Raw genomic sequence first — 14,995 nt, 5'->3', positions numbered from 1 at the left:
TCAGGCCTTGGCCTCGTCGGTGGTCTCCTCGGCGGGAGCCTCCTCGGCAGCGGCCTCGGTCTCGACGACCTCGGTCTCCTCGACCGGAGTCTCCTCGACCGGCTTCTCCTCAACGGGAGCAGCAACCGGAGCCGCGGCAGCCGGGGCAGCCTTGGTCTTCGGCTCGTAGGCCTCGTTGACGAGCTCGATCACAGCCATCGGAGCGTTGTCGCCCTTGCGGGGACCGATCTTGGTGATCCGGGTGTAGCCACCCGGACGCTCCGCGAACTGCTCGGCGATCTCGGTGAAGAGGGTGTGCACGACGGACTTGTCGCGGATGGTCTTGAGGACCTCGCGACGGTTGTGCAGGTCACCCTTCTTGGCCTTGGTGATCAGCTTCTCCGCGACGGGGCGGAGGTGCCGGGCCTTGGCCTCGGTGGTGGTGATGCGGCCGTTCTCGAACAGCGCGGTGGCGAGGTTCGAGAGGATCAGCTTCTGGTGCGCGGGCGAACCGCCGAAACGGGCACCCTTCTTCGGGGTAGGCATCGTGCCTGCTCCTTCTCTCCGGCCGTATCAGGTACCGGGGTAGACGCAGCTCTCGCTGCGATTTCCTTTGTTCGGAACTTGCTCGCCGGGCCGCGGCGAAGCCGCCTGGCCCGGCGCTTTCAACTCAGTACTGCTCGTCCTCGACGAAAGCGTCGTCGTCATCGTCGCCGTAGGCGGCGAGGGCGGCGGACGGGTCGAAGCCCGGAGCGCTGTCCTTGAGGGACAGGCCCATCTCGTGCAGCTTCAGCTTGACCTCGTCGATCGACTTGGCGCCGAAGTTGCGGATGTCGAGCAGGTCCTGCTCCGAGCGCGAGATGAGCTCACCCACGGTGTGGATGCCCTCACGCTTGAGGCAGTTGTAGGAACGAACGGTCAGCTGCAGGTCCTCGACCGGGAGGGCGAGGTCGGCGGCGAGCTGCTCGTCGACCGGCGACGGGCCGATGTCGATGCCCTCGGCGTCGACGTTCAGCTCGCGGGCCAGACCGAAGAGCTCGACCAGGGTCTTACCGGCCGAGGCGATCGCGTCGCGGGGAGCGATCGACGGCTTGGTCTCGACGTCGATGACGAGCTTGTCGAAGTCGGTGCGCTGCTCGACACGAGTGGCCTCGACCTTGTAGCTGACCTTGAGGACCGGCGAGTAGATCGAGTCGACCGGGATGCGGCCGATCTCGTTCTCGGCGCCCTTGTTCTGGACGGCGGAGACGTAGCCACGGCCACGCTCGACGACGAGCTCGAGCTCGATCTTGCCCTTGTCGGACAGGGTCGCGATCTTCAGGTCGGGGTTGTGCACCTCGACACCGGCCGGCGGCGCGATGTCGGCAGCGGTGACGTCACCGGCACCGGACTTGCGCAGGTACATGGTGACGGGCTCGTCGTGCTCGGAGGAGACGACCAGACCCTTGAGGTTGAGGATGATCTCGGTGACATCCTCCTTGACGCCCTCGATGGTCGAGAACTCGTGGAGAACGCCGTCGATCTTGATCGAGGTGACCGAAGCACCGGGGATCGAGGAGAGCAGGGTGCGGCGAAGAGAGTTGCCCAGCGTGTAACCGAAGCCCGGCTCGAGGGGCTCGATCACGAAGCGGGAGCGGAACTCCTCGACGGACTCTTCCGACAGGGTGGGGCGCTGTGCGATAAGCACTGATTTGTCCTTTCCGGGCCGACCGCTATTTGACGGACCCGAACTTCAAGGGGTGATGACGGAAGGCTGTGGGGCTGGCAAGGCCCCGGCGTACGACTTCGCATGAAGTTGAACGCCGGGGACTCACCGTGGTTACTGCGTGAAGCGTGGATCAGAGCTTCGAGTAGTACTCGACGATCAGCTGCTCCTGGACCGGGACGTCGATCTGGGCCCGGACCGGAAGCTGGTGGATCAGGATGCGCATGCGCGACGGCACGGCCTCGATCCACGCGGGGACGACGCGCTCGCCGTGGGTCTCGCGAGCCACGATGAACGGGGTCATCTCCAGCGACTTCTCGCGAACGTCGATGACGTCGTGAGCCGAGACCTGGAACGAAGGCACGTTGACCTTCTTGCCGTTGACCAGGAAGTGGCCGTGAACGACCAGCTGGCGGGCCTGGCGGCGGGTGCGGGCGAAGCCGGCACGGTAGACGACGTTGTCCAGGCGGCCCTCGAGCAGCTGGAGCAGGTTGTCACCGGTCTTGCCACCGCGACGGTGGGCCTCGGCGTAGTAGGAAGCGAACTGCTTCTCCATCACGCCGTAGGTGAAGCGAGCCTTCTGCTTCTCACGAAGCTGGAGGAGGTACTCGCTCTCCTTGATGCGGCCGCGGCCGTGCTGGCCGGGAGGGTAGGGGCGCTTCTCGAACGCCGCGTCGTTGCCGACAAGGTCGACACCGAGACGGCGCGACTTGCGGGTCATGGGTCCGGTGTAACGGGCCATTACTCTTCAGTCTCCTTCTATGTCTCGGTGGGGATCAAACGCGGCGGCGCTTGGGCGGACGGCAGCCGTTGTGCGGAGCCGGCGTGACGTCCTGGATGGTGCCGACCTCGAGGCCGATCGCACCCAGGGAGCGGATCGCGGTCTCGCGGCCCGAGCCCGGGCCCTTCACGAAGACGTCGATCTTCTTCATGCCGTGGTCCATCGCGCGGCGGCCAGCGGCCTCGGCGGCCATCTGGGCGGCGAACGGGGTCGACTTACGCGAGCCCTTGAAGCCGACGGTGCCGGCCGAGGCCCACGAGATCACCGCACCGGTCGGGTCGGTGATCGTGACGATCGTGTTGTTGAACGTGCTCTTGATGTGGGCCTCGCCCTGAGCGACGTTCTTCTTCTCCTTGCGACGAACCTTCGTCGCACCCTGTCGGGTCTTCGGAGGCATGCATTAACTCCTGTGTTGGCTGGTCTGTGAGATCGAGGCGAAAGCCGGATCAACGCTGCCCGGAACAATCCGGTACAGGCGTCGGATCACTTGGCCTTCTTCTTGCCGGCGACGGTGCGCTTCGGGCCCTTGCGGGTGCGCGCGTTGGTCTTGGTCCGCTGGCCGCGGACCGGGAGGCCCTGGCGGTGGCGGCGACCCTGGTAGCTGCCGATCTCGATCTTGCGACGGATGTCAGCCTGGACCTCACGACGGAGGTCACCCTCGGTCTGGATGCCCTGGGCTTCGATCTCGTCACGGAGCTTGACCAGCTCGTCCTCAGCCAGAGCGTGCACCCGGGTGTTCGGGTTGACGCCGGTGGCCTCGAGGAGCTTCTGCGAGGTGGTACGGCCGATGCCGTAGATGTAGGTGAGAGCGATCTCCACGCGCTTGTCGCGCGGAAGGTCAACACCTTGGAGGCGTGCCATGTCGTTCCTTCTTGTTCGTCAGAGGTGTCGTTCGGGTCGCGCCCCGGGGTGGCACCCTCGGGCTCCGGCCTCTGAACCGGAGGTGCTTCGGAGACGTACGTCTCCTAGCGACTCGATGCGAATATTCAGTTGTCGGCGAGAAAGGGACTCAGCCCTGGCGCTGCTTGTGGCGCGGGTTCTCGCAGATCACCATGACGCGGCCGTGGCGACGGATCACCTTGCACTTGTCACAGATCTTCTTCACGCTCGGGTTGACCTTCATGTCAGCCCTTTCTTGATCGTCGGCTGGTTACTTGTACCGGTAGACGATCCGACCGCGCGTCAGGTCGTAGGGAGACAGCTCCACCACCACGCGGTCCTCGGGGAGGATCCGGATGTAGTGCTGTCGCATCTTGCCGCTGATGTGGGCGAGAACCTTGTGTCCGTTGCTCAGCTCCACACGGAACATGGCGTTGGGGAGGGCCTCCACTACGGTGCCCTCGATCTCGATCACGCCTTCTTTCTTCGGCATGCCCTCTGCAATCTGTTGGTCGGTCATCTACCGTTCAAACCACGGATCGGATGACCCGCGGGCGGTCCGGGAACCTCTCCGAGAACTCGGAGTGGACCTCGTGAAGCCATCTGCATGTCTCACCCGCGAGCGCACAGAAGCGCGCTGACCGGGCAGCCGCGAGGCACGACGAGACAGACCCACGTTGGACCGACTACCAAGCCTAGACCCCTAGAACAGCAATGCCCTAATCGTCAAGCCGCCACATCCGTAGAGCAATGCGAAGAATACGGACGTGGCGGCTTGAACCTTTGGGTCGCTCGCTGACGCTCGCTCAGGCCCTGGCCGCCGCGTCGGCCTGAGCGACCTCCGCGACGTACGCGAGGGCCGCATCCGGGTCGCCGAGGAACGGCCCGAGGTCCTCGGGGTGCGGGAAGAGCCGGGTGAACCGGTCCGCCACCGCCTGGTGCTGGGTGGCCGCGCCGAGCACCTGCTGCACGTGGTCGGGCAGCGGGTTGAGCAGCGCGTCGGTCAGGCCGGTCGAGTGCTGGGCACGGGTCTCCCAGAAGGTCTCGAAGGTCGCCCGCATCCAGGCGGGGTCGAACGGCAGGTCGCCGCGGTCGAGGATCGCCTGGGTGTAGATGCCGGCGCAGTGGGCGGCGTTGTTGGACCCCTGCCCCGCGATCGGGTCGTTGACCACGACGACGTCACCCATGCCGAAGACGTACGCCCCGTCCCCGACCTCGGCGTACGGCTTGCGGATCATGCCGGTGAACGCGCCCGAGAGCGAAGCGCGGGCGTCGGTGGGCTCGCAGTCGAGCATCAGCTCGCCCTCCCACGGCATGTGCTCGAGCATCACGTGCTGCAGCCGGCGCAGGTGCTCGTCGGGACGCGGACGGTCCCAGAAGCAGTCGAAGGGGCCGTCGGGGATCGCCTCGACGAACGCGACCCGGCTCGGACCGAACTGGGTCAGGGCGCTGATCACGAACAGCTCCCCCACGCCGGGCGCGACGTTGATCCGCATGCTCCCGGCCGGGAAGTCGTCGGGCTCGACCATGCCGTGGAGGTAGATGGCCGAGAGCGCACGGCCGGGGGTGTCGTACTTGGATCGGACCGGGTCACGGTCGAACAGGTCGACGATCTCGCCCTTGCCGGCCGCGATCAGGGTCAGCTCGTACATCGAGGCCAGGCCGGCCAGGTCGGAGGTCATCACCGGGTGGTAGATGATCCGGCCGCCCCGGTCCTCGAACAGCTCCAGCCAGGCGGACATCTTCAGGCGCTGGTCGACGGACATGGCGTACGGCTCCCAGGGCCCGTCGAACTTGAGCGCGCGGACCCCGGGCTCCGGGCTGACCGAGATGCCGACCGCGGGGATGCGGGGCGCCTCGTCCTCCCAGAGGTTGAGGTCGTAGACGCGCTCGTAGGCGAGCGCAGGGTCGAACATGACCTGCGTCGACATCGGCCAGCCGTCGCGCAGCTCGTCGGGCGTACGCGCGGACATGACCGTCACCTCATAGCCCTCGGCCTGGAGGCTGAGAGCGAGCTGCATGCCCGCCTGTCCGGCGCCGACGATCAGGATCTTGCGCAATGAAACTCCTTCGGAGTTGGGACGCCTCCGGGCTCAGGCGCGTGTGGGGGTGTTCTTCATCGTGTGCGACAGGCAGGCGACCAACGTCTTGGCCGTCGACCTGCGGTCGCGGGCGTCCACGGTCACCAGTGGCGTCCGCTCGTCGAGGCAGAGCGCGTCGCGCACCTTCTCCAGGGAGTGGGTCAGCTTCCCGTCGAACAGATTGACCGCCACGATGAACGGGACGTCGGTGTCGTTCTCGAAGTAGTTGACCGCAGGGAAGGACCCGTCGAGCTGGCGGGTGTCGACGAGGACGACGGCGCCGCTGGCGCCACGGCACAGGTCGTCCCACATCGGCCAGAACCGGGGCTGGCCCGGGGTGCCGAACAGGTAGAGCAGCAGATCGGGAGCGAGGGTGACCCGCCCGAAGTCCATCGCGACCGTGGTGGTCGTCTTGGCGCTCGAGTCCGAGAGCGGGTCCACCGCCTCACCGGCCTGCGTCATCCACGCCTCGGTGTTGACCGGCGGGATCTCCGAGACCGAGGCGACCAGGGTCGACTTCCCGACGCCGAAACCCCCTGCGACCACGATCTTGGCCGAGGTGACGGTCAGTGCCGGGCGGTCAGCCGAGCTCGGAAAGGCCATCGATAACTCTCTTCAACAGGCGGTGGTCGAACGGGGAGTCGTAGACCCCCTCATTGATCTGCAGGTGCTCGGTCGAGGCCAGGTCCTCGAGCAGCACGCGCGTCACCCCGAGCGAGATCCCGCAATGCGCGGACAGCTCCGCGACCGACTGCGGCCCGAGCCGTACGCGGTCGTAGAGCCGGCGCGACTCGGGCGTCAGCTTGGCGGCCGCGCGCGCGTCGAAGTGCGCAGCGGAGACCAGCGTGTGCACGTACAGCTGGTGGTTGGTCCTGGTGCGGCCGCCGGTGAGCACATAGGGACGTACCCACGGGTTCTGACTCACATTCTCTCCCCGGCCATCGAGCTGACCGTCATCTGGCGCAGCTCGTCGCGCATCTGGGGAGTGAGTACGTGGCCCACGGCGTCGACCATCTGAGCCATCTTGTGGGCGACGACGCCCAGGTTGGCTCCGGCGCCGACGAGGACGGCGAAGCCCGCGAGGTCACCGATGCCCATGAAGAGGAAGTGTCCGGTGTGGAACTTCAGCATCACCTGGTCACAGCCGGGCTCACCGACCTCGCGGGCGATGTTGTTGCCGAGACTGATCACTCCCGCCGTCATCGCGGCGAGCGGGTCGGCGACGTTGGCGGACATGCCGCCGGCACCGATCAGCGGGAGTCCGTCGGAGGAGACGATGAGCGCATGGGTGACGCCGGGGGTGGAGCTGGCGAAGTTGTCGATCAGCCAGCTGAATTCCTTGGGGTCGCGGGGGACGACCGGGCTTTCCATTACGAAAGGGTTCCTTTCACTGCTGGGGCTTAGCTACCAAGGGAGAACGCGTCGAGATCGTCGGCGAAGGAGTGCCGGGCCGCCGACTGGTCCTCGGGCGAGGACTCATCCGGCTGCGGTCCAGCGGCTGCTTCGGGCACGGTCTGCTTGCTGCGCAGGCTGACCGGCTCCCGGCGCGGGAGCGCGCCTGACTCTACTGGGCTGCTCTGTTCAGCGGGCACGGAGGCCTCATTCGTCTCATCCGTCCCATCCGTCTCGCCAGGGAGTGGGATCGACGTCTTCATGGTGTCGGTGGCGAGATCCGGCGACGGCTGCTCGCTGGGCGCCGGCGCGAACTGGGCCATCGGCTGCTGCACAGGCTCTCGCAGCGCGGGCTGTTGCCCGGTCTGCGGCGCGACCTGCTCGGTCGGCAGCATCGGCCGGCGCACCGGCTCGAGCGAGGACGGTCGCATCTCTCGCCGCACGGGCTGGGCGGCCGGCTGCGGCCTCGACTCGGGTCCACGGCGCCGCCGCGGGGCGGGAGGCAGGACCGCGACGCTGCTCGCGCTCGAGGTCCGCGGCAGCTCGGCCTGCTCGAGCGGGGTGACCGGCACCTCGCACAGGAGCTGGGCCGGCACCGTCACCATCGCGATCATCCCGTTGCCGGGCGCAGGGCGGGTGGCGAGACGTACGTCGATGTCGTACCTACGGGCGATCCGGTGCACCACCGGGAAGCCGGTGTGGCTCCCGGACTTGCTGACCAGCTCCACGATCGGGCCCGCGAGCAGCGCGTTGAGGCGTCCCACCGACCGCTCCGGGATACCGATGCCGGTGTCCTCGATGCGGAACAGCACGTCGCCGGCGTCGGCGAGGTGGACGTTGACCGTCACCGCACCCGGGGAGTACTTGGTCGCGTTGTCCAGCAGCGCGGCGATCAGGCAGGAGACGTCGTCGGCGGCGTAGCCGATGACGGCCAGCTCGCTCACCCGGCCGATCGTGACCTGGTTGTAGCGCTCGATGCCCGACAGCGCCATCCGGATGATGTCCAGCAGCGAGGTGTCGATGCCGCCCATCTCGTCCTCGGCGCGGCCGGCGAGCGTCCTCAGGTCGCGGCTCGCGCGCCGCATGCGGGTGACCGCGTGGTCGACCTCGTAGAGCTTCTTCAACCGGTCGGGGTCGTCCTCGTCGGCCTCGAGCCCGTCGAGGGAGATCCGCATCTGCTCGGCCAGGCTGATCAGGTGGAGCCCGAACTGCTCCATGATCTCGGGCCAGGCCTCGTCCTCGTCCTCCTGGAGGGGAGGTGGTGTGGACGAGATCGGTGGCATGGCGGGGTTCGATGGCACCGGAGGGAAAGGCACGGCCAGACCCCCGGTCGGAGGGAACGAGCGAGCAAGACCCGGATCTGACTGCTCAGCGAGCGTCGCAGTCTGGGGCCCCCGGCGCTTCAACCAGCGCAGGCTCCAGCGTGTCATGAGGCGGCACTTTCAAATGTGGAGAAGGAAACAGAGCGTTGATCAGACTGGCACAACCGGCGCGCGAGCGCAGAGTTACGCGCCCAGAAGCAGACAGTGTCCTAGGTCCCTCGTCCCAAGTGGCTCAGGCGCGCCGTCGCCCCGCGACGAGGTGGCCCGATCCTACGCGGCCGCCCAACTGAGGGCCCAACCAGGAATCAGTCAGCGCTTCGCGCCGCCATGGCACGCACTCGGCGGCGTTACCCCGCCTCGAAATGCTCCAGCATGCCTTCGCCGGGGCGCCTTGCCCAGCACGCACCCTGACGACGCGCAACATCCACCTGACTCCTGGCCGGGCCCTCACCTGGCCAGCAGGCGCAGGGTCTCCTCACGGGCCGGCGCGGTGCGCGGGTCCGTCCCCTCGTACGCCGATCCGACCGGATTCACCATGACCTCGTCCACGCCATACTCCTCGGCCATCTCGGCCAGGCGATCCTTCGCGTACGCGGCGGTGCCGATGATCCAGCGGCCGCGCATCGTCTCGATCAGCCCCTGGTGGGCTTCGGGGATCTCGGTCTTCTCGGCCTCGTCGATGCTGGGCTGCGCGGTCAGCGGCTGGCCGGTGCGCAGCTTCAGCATGGTCAACAGCTGGGGCAGCGCCCGGCGATCGGCCTCCTCGGAGGTCTCGGCGACGCTCGCGTTCACGGTGAGGAACGTCTTCGGCTCGCTGAGGAGCTCGGAGGGCTGGAAGGTCGAGCGGTAGAGCTCGATCATCGCCTTGGTGTCGGTGCCGTTGCCCGCGAAGTGGTGGGCGAAGACGTAGGGCAGGCCCTTCTCGGCAGCCAGACGTGCGGAGTAGTCGGAGGAGCCGAGCAGCCAGAGCTCGGCGACGGACGCTGCCGACGGGGTCGCGTGCAGGACGTGCTGGCGGCCGCCGGCCATCAGCCCGACTCCTTCCGGCGCCATCATCGCGACGATGTTGTCGAGGTACTCCGGGAAGCGGTTGACCGCGTCGTCGCTCACCCCACCGGCGCCGTGGCGCAGCGCCCAGGAGGTCACCGGGTCGGTCCCCGGCGCACGGCCGATGCCGAGGTCGATCCGTCCCGGGAAGGCCGCCTCGAGCAGCGAGAACTGCTCTGCCACCACCAGCGGTGCGTGGTTGGGCAGCATCACTCCCCCGGACCCGACCCGGATCCGCTCGGTCGCACCGGCCACCAGTGAGATCAGCACCGGCGGGTTGGTCGACCCGACCGCCGGCATGTTGTGGTGCTCGGCGAGCCAGTAGCGCTCGAACCCGAGCTCGTCGGCCACCTTCGCCAACGACAGCGTCGCGGCCAGGGCATCTGCGGAGGACTGGTCCTTGCGGACCGGGACGAGGTCGAGAACGCTCAGCTTCACGTGAGGTCTCAACCCCGTCCGGGGCGTGGCTTATTCCGGTGGCAGCAGCGCGCGCAGGCCGTCGGCGACGGCCGAGCGCCACCAGGCGTAGTCGTGGCCACCGTTGTGCTCGGCGGAGGTGACGTCGATCCCGGCGGCACGGAGACGGTCGACGAGGTCGTGGTGGAGCTCGTCGAGGACCCACTCCTGGGTGCCGTGCGCCAGGTGCACACGGGTCTTCGCCTCCGCCGTGACCGCGTCCGCGAGGTCGTCGAGCCACAGCGAGGCCGACTGGCTGGCGACACCGTGGATGTGCTCCGGATAGGTCAGGCCGGCACGCAGCGCGGTGACGCCGCCGAGGCTCTGGCCCACGACGTACGTCTCCTCGGAGACCGCGCGACGCTCCCGCACCCACGGCAGCAGCTGGTTGACGATGTAGTCGGCGCCCTCGCCTCCGGCCAGCTCCTCCCACCGCTTGTCGCGGCCGCCGGAGGCGGGCAGGACGCAGCGTACGTGGCGGAGGTGGCCGTCGGCGATCAGGTTGTCGAGCGTGGTCGGCAGCGAGTGGTGGTCGGTCCAGATCTCACCGTCGAGGGCGACCACGAGCGGCAGGTCGACGTTGAGACCGGCGCCGGCGGGGTCGTAGAGCCAGACGTCGCGACCGTCGGGACCCACCTCCAGCGTCACCGTGCCGGCGACGACGTCGTCGCGCCGGAACAGCCACGGCTGCAGCGGAGCATCCGGCAGCGAGACCACGGACTGCTTGGTGCCCTGCCGGTTGTGGCACCAGTCGGGGTTGAGCGGGTCGAGGTAGCCGCGGTGCAGCACGGCACGCAGCTCGACCTGGCCCTCGCTCTCCCACGGGGCCGGCTCGCCGGAGTGCTTGCACAAGAAGGAGTACGACGCCCGCCAGTCGCCCTTCATCAGGAACGAGGCGTGCCACAGGTCGGTGCCGGCCTTCCGCTCGAGTATCGTCTCGGCGAGATGACGCTCGTCGGTCAGCCGGTTGGCGAAGAGGAGCACCTCTTCGGCTTCGTCATCGCGCCAGCAGAAGGTGACGATCACCTCGTCGTCCGCAGCGCCGGCGCCTGTCTCCTCGACAAGCGGGAGCGTGGTGGCGATCTGGTCCCAGAACATGTCGATGTCCTCAGGACTGAGGCGGTCGATGATCGCGCTTCGCGTCCGTGCTGATGGATTGGGTCGCACGGCCGTTGGTGGTCGCAACTGCGTACTCATCCGGTTCTTCCTCCCGAGCACGGGGCTCTCTCTGTCCCCGCGGGCTGACCAAGTTACTCACAGTCGGGGCCGCACGCGAGATGCCGAGGTCCCTTTCTCTGTCAACTGACAGGTGATGTCGCATATCCGCTAGTCAAAGGCTCGGATAAGCGTGAATCGTTCAGTTTCCTATCAAGTTCCTAGCATTTCCCGGTCCACATGTCGGCACAGATCGCCACCGCGCCGAGGAGCCCGGAGCCCTCCCACTGGGTGAGCCGGATCTCCCCGACCTGGTCCGCCGGGGCGTCGCCGCCGAGGACGTCGAGGCGCTGCGCGGCCGCCATGCTCCCGTGGCCGGCCTTGACCAACGCCTCCTTGCGCACCCACAACCGCGTGAACGCGTACGCAGCGTCCTCCTGCCCCTCGACCCAGGCCGCCTCGCGCGGCGAGAGTGCCCGGTCGGGTCCGCGCGAGACCTTCTCCACGTCGATGCCGCAGCGTCGGCCGGCTGCGACCGCGGCGACCTGGCCGCGGGTGTGGCTGAGGCTCACTCGGATCGCTGCCGCACCGGCTACCGACGGCTCTCCGTGCTCGAGGCTGCCGCAACGAGCGCAGCGCTGCTCGATCACGATCTCCTCGCGCGCGGTGCCCAGCAGCTCCGCGGCGCACTCACGGACGAGGACGTGCGCGGCGGCATACGCCTGCTTGTCGGCATCAGCGACCAGCCGCTCGTGACGCGCCCGCTCCGCGGCGGTGAGCAGCCCGAGATCGGCGTCGACCTCGGCCACTGCCGCGAAGCGCACGATCTCGGTCATGCCGTGGCTCAGTGACCGCCCCAGGGCACCCCGAGCTTGCCGAGCATCTCCTCGCCGCCGTCGAGCGCGGTGAGCACCCAGGCGCCGTCGGAGGTGAGCGCGAAGGTGTGCTCGAAGTGGGCCGCCCAGGAGCCGTCGTCGGTCACGACGGTCCAGTCGTCGTCCAGGGTGGTGACCTCGGGGCCACCGAGGGTGAGCATCGGCTCGACGGCGAGCGCGATGCCGCGCTGCAGCTTGGGGCCCTTGCCGGGCTTTCCGTAGTTGAACACCGACGGCTCCATGTGCATCTCGGTGCCGATGCCGTGGCCGCTGAAGTCCTCGAGGATGCCGTAGTCGCCCTGGGAGTCGACGTAAGTCTCGATGGCGTGTGAGATGTCGGTGACCCGTCCGCCCAGACGGGCGGCGGCGATGCCGCGCCACATGGACTCCTCGGTGACGCGCATCAGCTCGGAGACCTCCTCGGACACCGAACCCATGGCCACCGTGATCGCGGCGTCGCCGTGCCAGCCCTCGACGATGGCACCGCAGTCGATCGAGATGATGTCGCCGTCCTGGAGCACCCGGGAACCCGGGATGCCGTGGACCACGACCTCGTCGACCGAGGCGCAGATCGAGCCCGGGAAACCGTGGTAGCCCTTGAACGACGGGACGCCACCCCGGGACCGGATCGAGTCCTCGGCGATGGCGTCGAGCTCGAGAAGGGTGACTCCGGGCCGCGCGGCGGCCCGGAGCACCTCGAGCGTCTCGCCGACCACGAGGCCGGCCCTACGCATCTTCTCGATCTGCTCAGGGGTCTTGATCTGGACCTTGTTCAAGAAGCCCACTGCTCCCCCGTTGCGTACAAGATGTTCGTCTCAGGACTCAGGGACGATGTCGAGCTCATCGAAGATCCGCTTGGTGACGTCGTCGACGTCACCCATGCCGTCGATCTCGTGGACCAGGCCGCGGCCCTTGTAGACCTCGATCAGCGGCGCGGTCTCCTCGAGGTAGACCTCCTGGCGGCGACGGATGACGTCCTCGGTGTCGTCGGCGCGACCCTCGAGCTCGGCGCGCTGCAGCAGCCGCTGCACGATCTCGTCCTTGTCGACCGTCAGCACGACCACCGCGTCCAGCGCGTGGCCGGTGAACTTGATCATCCCGTCGAGCTCCTCGACCTGCGCGAGCGTGCGCGGGTAGCCGTCGAGCAGGAATCCGTGGGACGCGTCGGGCTCATCGATGCGGTTGCGGACCATCAGGTTCGTGACCGAGTCCGGGACGTACTCTCCCTTGTCCATGTAGGACGCTGCCTCGACACCCAGGGGCGTGCCCTGGGAGACGTTGGCGCGGAAGATGTCACCGGTCGAGATCGCCGGGATCTCGAAGTGCTCGGCGATGAACTTCGCCTGGGTGCCCTTACCGGCCCCCGGCGGGCCCATGATGATCAGTCTCATCGGAGGAACCCTTCATAGTTGCGCTGCTGGAGCTGGCTCTCGATCTGCTTCACCGTGTCGAGGGCGACGCCGACCATGATGAGGATCGAGGTGCCGCCGAACGGGAAGTTCTGGTTGGCACCGATGAGGGCCAGCGCGATCAGCGGGATGAGCGCAACCAGACCGAGGTAGAGCGAGCCCGGCAGTGTGATACGGGACAGAACGTAGGACAGGTAGTCCTCGGTCGGCTTCCCGGCCCGGATGCCCGGGATGAAGCCGCCGTACTTCTTCATGTTGTCGGCGACCTCCGGCGGGTTGAAGGTGATCGACACGTAGAAGTAGGTGAAGAAGATGATCAACGCGAAGTACGTCGCCATGTAGACCGGGTGGTCACCCCGGACGAAGTAGTTGTTGATCCAGTCGACCCACGCCGGCGGGTTCTGCGCGTTCTGGTTGAACTGAGCCGCCATCGCCGGCAGGTAGAGCAGCGACGAGGCGAAGATGACCGGGATGACGCCGGCCTGGTTCACCTTGAGCGGGATGTAGGTCGAGGATCCGCCGAACATCTTGCGACCGACCATGCGGCGCGCGTACTGGACCGGGATCCGGCGCTGGGCCTGCTCGATGAAGATGACCGCCGCCATGATCGCCAGACCGATGACGATCACGATCGCGAAGGTCCACCAGCCCTTGTCGTTCTTGACGGCCCACATGGTGGCCGGGAAGGTGGCGACGACCTGGGTGAAGATGAGGATCGACATACCGTTGCCGATACCGCGCTCGGTGATGAGCTCACCGAGCCACATGATGACCGCGGTGCCGGCGGTCATGGTGATGACCATGACCAGGAAGGTGGCGGTGCCGTCGTCGTGCAGCAGCGGCTGGGTGCAGCCCTGGAGCAGATCGCCGGAGCGGGCCAGCGCGACGATGCCGGTGGCCTGCAGGACCGCGAGGCCGAGGGTCAGGTAGCGGGTGTACTGGGTGATCTTCGTCTGCCCGGCCTGGCCCTCCTTCTTGAGGGCCTCGAGGCGAGGGATCACCACGACGAGAAGCTGCAGGATGATGCTCGCGGTGATGTACGGCATGATGCCGAGCGCGAAGATCGTCAACTGCAGCAGTGCGCCACCGGAGAAGAGATTGACCAGGTTGTAGAGGCCGGCGCTGTCACCGGTCTGAGCCGCGTCAAGACACTGCTGGACGTTCGCGACGTGAACGCCAGGAGCCGGGATCTGGGACCCAGCCCTGAAGATCACGACGATGAAGAGAACGAAGAGCAGCTTCTTGCGCAGGTCCGGGGTACGGAACGCTGATGCGAACGCGCCAAGCACGAATGGTTCCTCTTTCGACAATCAGGGGTCGCAGGGCCTGCGCCGATGCGAAAACCCGTGGCAGCCTAACAGCCCCCACGGCAGTTCTTGCACGTAGGGCTGAAACAGCGGGAGCGCGGGCGGGACCCCGAAGGGGCGACCCGGCCGCGCTCCCACGTGACAGGCTCTACGTTAGTAGAACTGTCAGAGAACCGTGACAGTTCCGCCAGCGGCCTCGATCTTCTCCTTGGCAGTGCCGGAGAAGGCGTTGGCGCTGATCTCGACCTTGACGGTCAGGTCACCCTGGCCCAGGACCTTGACCGGGTGGCCCTTGCGGACGGCACCCTTCTCGATCAGGGTCTCGGGGGTGACGACGCCACCCTCGGGGAAAAGCTCGTTGAGCTTGTCGAGGTTGACGACCTGGAACTCCACCTTGAAGGGGTTCTTGAAACCCTTCAGCTTGGGGAGTCGCATGTGCATCGGGGTCTGGCCACCCTCGAAGTAAGCGGGGACCTGGTAACGGGCCTTCGTGCCCTTGGTACCACGGCCGGCCGTCTTACCCTTGGACGCCTCACCACGACCCACGCGGGTCTTGGCCTTCTTGGCACCGGGAGCCGGCGCCAGGTTGTGCACCTTGAGTGCCATA

The 14,995-nt window shown here is 67.3% G+C and carries 19 protein-coding genes; all 19 read right to left on the bottom strand.

The annotated features are described in order from the left end of the window. Positions 1 to 525 carry a 50S ribosomal protein L17 gene (gene rplQ, locus ACIRON_RS16200; protein WP_402993323.1) on the bottom strand — a complete coding sequence of 175 codons (525 nt, stop codon included), beginning with the start codon at positions 523 to 525 and terminating at the stop codon, positions 1 to 3. Positions 526 to 649: 124 nt separating this feature from the next. After that, positions 650 to 1,666, bottom strand: coding sequence for a DNA-directed RNA polymerase subunit alpha (locus ACIRON_RS16195; RefSeq protein ID WP_008361061.1), 1,017 nt, complete (start codon positions 1,664 to 1,666; stop codon positions 650 to 652). A gap of 151 nt (positions 1,667 to 1,817) precedes the next feature. Next, positions 1,818 to 2,426, bottom strand: a complete 609-nt coding sequence (gene rpsD / locus ACIRON_RS16190; protein WP_091052418.1) for a 30S ribosomal protein S4 — start codon at positions 2,424 to 2,426, stop codon at positions 1,818 to 1,820. A gap of 34 nt (positions 2,427 to 2,460) precedes the next feature. Continuing rightward, positions 2,461 to 2,862: a 30S ribosomal protein S11 gene (gene rpsK, locus ACIRON_RS16185; RefSeq protein ID WP_091052417.1), complete on the bottom strand. Its 402-nt coding sequence runs from the start codon at positions 2,860 to 2,862 to the stop codon at positions 2,461 to 2,463. A gap of 86 nt (positions 2,863 to 2,948) precedes the next feature. Continuing rightward, entirely contained in the window at positions 2,949 to 3,326 is a 378-nt protein-coding gene (rpsM, locus tag ACIRON_RS16180) for a 30S ribosomal protein S13 (protein ID WP_008361056.1), read from the bottom strand. 148 nt (positions 3,327 to 3,474) lie between these two features. Beyond that, complete coding sequence (gene rpmJ / locus ACIRON_RS16175; protein WP_008361054.1) at positions 3,475 to 3,588, bottom strand: 50S ribosomal protein L36; 114 nt, start codon at positions 3,586 to 3,588, stop codon at positions 3,475 to 3,477. Positions 3,589 to 3,615: 27 nt separating this feature from the next. Next, positions 3,616 to 3,837: a translation initiation factor IF-1 gene (gene infA, locus ACIRON_RS16170; protein WP_011757309.1), complete on the bottom strand. Its 222-nt coding sequence runs from the start codon at positions 3,835 to 3,837 to the stop codon at positions 3,616 to 3,618. A gap of 313 nt (positions 3,838 to 4,150) precedes the next feature. Continuing rightward, positions 4,151 to 5,404: a styrene monooxygenase/indole monooxygenase family protein gene (locus tag ACIRON_RS16165; protein WP_402993319.1), complete on the bottom strand. Its 1,254-nt coding sequence runs from the start codon at positions 5,402 to 5,404 to the stop codon at positions 4,151 to 4,153. A gap of 33 nt (positions 5,405 to 5,437) precedes the next feature. Beyond that, on the bottom strand, positions 5,438 to 5,971 hold the full coding sequence (locus ACIRON_RS16160; RefSeq protein WP_402993756.1) for a GTP-binding protein: 534 nt from the start codon (positions 5,969 to 5,971) through the stop codon (positions 5,438 to 5,440). Between the two features lie 34 nt (positions 5,972 to 6,005). Beyond that, positions 6,006 to 6,350, bottom strand: coding sequence for a DUF742 domain-containing protein (locus tag ACIRON_RS16155; RefSeq protein WP_402993317.1), 345 nt, complete (start codon positions 6,348 to 6,350; stop codon positions 6,006 to 6,008). Then, entirely contained in the window at positions 6,347 to 6,796 is a 450-nt protein-coding gene (locus tag ACIRON_RS16150; RefSeq protein ID WP_357335416.1) for a roadblock/LC7 domain-containing protein, read from the bottom strand. Before ACIRON_RS16150 ends, ACIRON_RS16155 begins: the two co-directional genes overlap by 4 nt. A gap of 29 nt (positions 6,797 to 6,825) precedes the next feature. Continuing rightward, positions 6,826 to 8,100, bottom strand: a complete 1,275-nt coding sequence (locus tag ACIRON_RS16145; RefSeq protein WP_402993315.1) for an ATP-binding protein — start codon at positions 8,098 to 8,100, stop codon at positions 6,826 to 6,828. Positions 8,101 to 8,586: 486 nt separating this feature from the next. Further along, positions 8,587 to 9,624, bottom strand: coding sequence for an LLM class flavin-dependent oxidoreductase (locus ACIRON_RS16140; protein ID WP_402993313.1), 1,038 nt, complete (start codon positions 9,622 to 9,624; stop codon positions 8,587 to 8,589). A 30-nt stretch (positions 9,625 to 9,654) separates the two neighbouring features. Continuing rightward, the gene (locus ACIRON_RS16135; protein ID WP_402993311.1) at positions 9,655 to 10,740 is read right to left on the bottom strand and encodes an enterochelin esterase domain-containing protein; all 1,086 of its coding nucleotides are present in this window, start codon (positions 10,738 to 10,740) and stop codon (positions 9,655 to 9,657) included. A 278-nt stretch (positions 10,741 to 11,018) separates the two neighbouring features. After that, entirely contained in the window at positions 11,019 to 11,633 is a 615-nt protein-coding gene (locus tag ACIRON_RS16130) for a 4'-phosphopantetheinyl transferase family protein (RefSeq protein WP_402993309.1), read from the bottom strand. Between the two features lie 8 nt (positions 11,634 to 11,641). Continuing rightward, entirely contained in the window at positions 11,642 to 12,457 is an 816-nt protein-coding gene (gene map / locus ACIRON_RS16125; protein ID WP_402993307.1) for a type I methionyl aminopeptidase, read from the bottom strand. A gap of 30 nt (positions 12,458 to 12,487) precedes the next feature. Next, positions 12,488 to 13,063 carry an adenylate kinase gene (locus ACIRON_RS16120; RefSeq protein WP_402993305.1) on the bottom strand — a complete coding sequence of 192 codons (576 nt, stop codon included), beginning with the start codon at positions 13,061 to 13,063 and terminating at the stop codon, positions 12,488 to 12,490. Continuing rightward, positions 13,060 to 14,370, bottom strand: coding sequence for a preprotein translocase subunit SecY (gene secY, locus ACIRON_RS16115; protein ID WP_091052399.1), 1,311 nt, complete (start codon positions 14,368 to 14,370; stop codon positions 13,060 to 13,062). The genes ACIRON_RS16120 and secY overlap by 4 nt, the downstream gene beginning before the upstream one ends. 183 nt (positions 14,371 to 14,553) lie before the next feature. Further along, complete coding sequence (gene rplO / locus ACIRON_RS16110; protein WP_091052397.1) at positions 14,554 to 14,994, bottom strand: 50S ribosomal protein L15; 441 nt, start codon at positions 14,992 to 14,994, stop codon at positions 14,554 to 14,556. Between the last annotated feature and the right edge of the window lies 1 nt (position 14,995).

Source organism: Nocardioides sp. NPDC101246 (assembly GCF_044767415.1).
Taxonomy (GTDB): domain Bacteria; phylum Actinomycetota; class Actinomycetes; order Propionibacteriales; family Nocardioidaceae; genus Nocardioides.
Note: the sequence above shows the minus strand (reverse complement) of the source record. Positions and strands in the feature narration are given on the sequence as shown.